This window comes from Oscillibacter sp., assembly GCF_032060045.1.
Lineage (GTDB): Bacteria > Bacillota > Clostridia > Oscillospirales > Oscillospiraceae > Oscillibacter.
Map to the genome: position 1 here is coordinate 20,796 of NZ_DAMBZJ010000027.1, position 2,903 is coordinate 23,698.

Here is a 2,903-nt window from a genome sequence, read left to right on the forward strand (position 1 = left end):
TCCTCCCTTGGCGAAAACTACGACATTGTGACAGCTAACATCGTGGCGGATGTGATTTTGGGCCTTGCACCTATGGTCCGTCGGTTTTTAAAACCCCGCGGCCTGTTTCTATGCTCCGGAATTATCGACGACCGGGCCACGGAGGTGGCAGACGGGCTGCGCCGCAGCGGCTGGGCGATTTTGGAGTCCCACGAGGAGGGCGGCTGGTTCGCCTTCGTCTGCCGCTGAGGGGGATGCATGGAAAAACTGCAAAAGATTGATCGGTTTCTTTCGGACAAGATTCTTTGGTTTACGATCGCTTCCCTGCTTTTAGGCATCTTTTTCTGCCAGACTTTCAGCGTGCTGGTTCCCGTTACACCATTGATTTTTGCGACCATGACGTTTATCAACACTCTGGGGTGCAACTTTCGCCAGCTTGGCCATGTGGTGACCCATCCGGTCCCCGTGCTGGTGATTCTTGCGCTGTTACATCTGGTGGTTCCGGTTTTGTGTCTGGTGATTTGCACCCCGCTGTTTCCGGACAATCCGCTGTTTACCACTGGACTGGTGCTAAACTTTGTGCTGCCAACCGGCGTGATTTCCCTGATGTGGGTGACCATTGGCCGGGGCAATCTCCCCCTGTGCCTGTCGGCTTTGCTGCTGGACACGCTGCTCTCCCCTCTTTTGGTTCCACTGAGCATGAAGCTGCTGGTTGGCTCCATGGTGGTGATGGATGCCTCGGGGATGATGAAAGACCTGTTGTTCATGGTGGCACTGCCCGCCACCCTTGCCCTGTTGTGCCACCTCATCCGGGGTGGACAGGCCGCCGAGCATTGGAAGCCGCGCCTGTCTCCCTTTTCAAAACTACTGATGTTTCTCATTATCATTTCCAACGCCACGGGCGTGGCACCCTTTTTGAAATGCGTCACCCCTACCCTGCTGGTGGTCATCGCGGTACTGGTTGGCCTGTCCGTTTTTTCCTACTTACTGGGCTGGTTTGTGTCCCACCACCTGATGCGGCTGGACTTCCCTTCCGTGCAGACGGTGACGATTACCACCGGGATTCGGAACATCAGCGCCGGCGCTGTACTGGCCGCGCAGTATTTTCCCCCGGACGTGCTGTTTCCAGTGGCCTTTGCTCCGATTTTCACCCAGATTATGCTGGCCATCGCCGTGAAGCTTCTGCGAAATACCAAGGCCGGACGTGCAGATCAGGCGTCCTGGGAGGCGGAATCAGCTCTCACATCCCAGTAAATCTTTTTTCAGAATACGTCTGTTCCCCAAAGCAGCCAAACTGCTTTGGGGAATTTTTTTGTGTCTGGAGGGACTCGCCGCAGGCAAAATTCCCTCATAGGCGCGGCACTTCTTTCATACGCTTGGAATATCATAAATCAAGCGGGCGAAGGTTGACGTGCACCTTGCGGTCAACGCCCCGGCGTCGGATATGAGGAGGATGCGGTATGCGAAAAATGCCGACGACAAGACCGCCCAATACAGTCCCGGCCTATTGCCAGATTTTGCGGGGAACCGGCCCCGCCTCTATTCACCAACATGTGGGCTATCTTGTCTATATATGGACTATCTACGGCGACGGATTTTGGATGTATCCCACTGAGATAGGCGACGGAATCCTATACGGCTACATATGGAAGTCATCTCACTACGAATATTCCCAACTGCCCATCTCGCTGATAGACAGCCTTTATTGACGCGCCCCCCGCGCCCCGGATGGCGCGCGGGGGCCGGGTGGCTTTTCCCCAAAGTATGTAAAAATCCATGCAAGGAGGAATTCTATGCCCCCACAGACAGTGCGGCTGGAAAAGCTGACCCGGTTTGAATCCAACGAATTTACAGAAAATGGCCTGCTGGAGGTTATTGTCAAATACAACGGCGAGCTCTTAAGCATCGGTTCACTGCTTGGCGCCGATATTGAACTGCTCAGTCCCGATTATGCAATCATTACCTTGCCGGTGGATCGATTGACAGAGCTATACGGGTTTCCACAGATTGAATACATTGAGCTGCCCAAGGTCCTCACCTTTATGCTGCGAAACAGTTTGGAAAGCGCCTGCGTCCCTCTCGTCTGGCGGCCCGATACCTTTGGTCTGACGGGCGCAGGGGTCATCGTGGGTATAATTGACTCCGGCATTGATTACTCTCATCCAGACTTCCGAAATCCCGATGGAACCACCCGGATTCTCTATCTCTGGGACCAGACCTCGGCGGGACCGCCCCCGGCGGGCTTTCGCAGCGGCGCAGAATACACCAGCCTTCAAATCAATGAGGCTTTATTAAGTCCAAATCCTCGTGCCGTTGTTCCCTCGGTGGACACAGCGGGCCACGGGACAGCGGTGGCGGGCATTGCCGCCGGGAACGGGGCGTCCAGTGACGGCGTGGAAGCGGGCGTGGCTCCGGAGGCAAGCCTGATTGTGGTAAAGTTGGGGCACACGGGAAACGAGTCATTTACCCGCACCACGGAAATTATGCGCGCGGTAAAATACCTGTCCGACAAGGCCCTTGCACTGAATATGCCCCTAAGCATTAATCTCAGCTACGGCACCAACAATGGCTCACATACAGGCGATTCCCTGTTTGAGCGATACATAAACTCCATGTGTGAGCGCTGGAAAACCGTCATGTCCGTGGCAACCGGAAACGAAGGCGGTGCGTCCCACCACTACCACGGGAAGCTTTTGCCCAACGAGACTTCCACCATAGAATTTGCCGTTACAGGTCTTCCCCGGCGGCTTTATATGACGCTGTGGAAAAATTTTGCCGATAATGTTACCTATGAACTGATCAGCCCCAGCGGGAGGTCCACGGGCATTATTCAGTCCCTGCAAAGTGTGACTCAGGCGACGCTGGACGGTACAGAGCTGTCCATTATCTACTCCCAGCCCAACCACTACCCCATCCAGCAGGAA

At 55.0% G+C, this 2,903-nt stretch carries 4 protein-coding genes; all 4 read left to right on the top strand.

The window, feature by feature from the left end:
• A partial coding sequence (locus RT018_RS11450) for a 50S ribosomal protein L11 methyltransferase (RefSeq protein ID WP_312942068.1) occupies window positions 1-228 on the top strand: 228 nt, incomplete at its 5' end.
• Between the two features lie 9 nt (window positions 229-237).
• The gene (locus RT018_RS11455) at window positions 238-1,233 is read left to right on the top strand and encodes a bile acid:sodium symporter family protein (protein WP_312942071.1); all 996 of its coding nucleotides are present in this window, start codon (window positions 238-240) and stop codon (window positions 1,231-1,233) included.
• Between the two features lie 206 nt (window positions 1,234-1,439).
• Window positions 1,440-1,688, top strand: a complete 249-nt coding sequence (locus RT018_RS11460) for a hypothetical protein (protein ID WP_312942074.1) — start codon at window positions 1,440-1,442, stop codon at window positions 1,686-1,688.
• An 84-nt stretch (window positions 1,689-1,772) separates the two neighbouring features.
• Window positions 1,773-2,903: S8 family peptidase (locus RT018_RS11465; RefSeq protein ID WP_312942077.1), on the top strand; the 1,131-nt coding region annotated here is incomplete at its 3' end.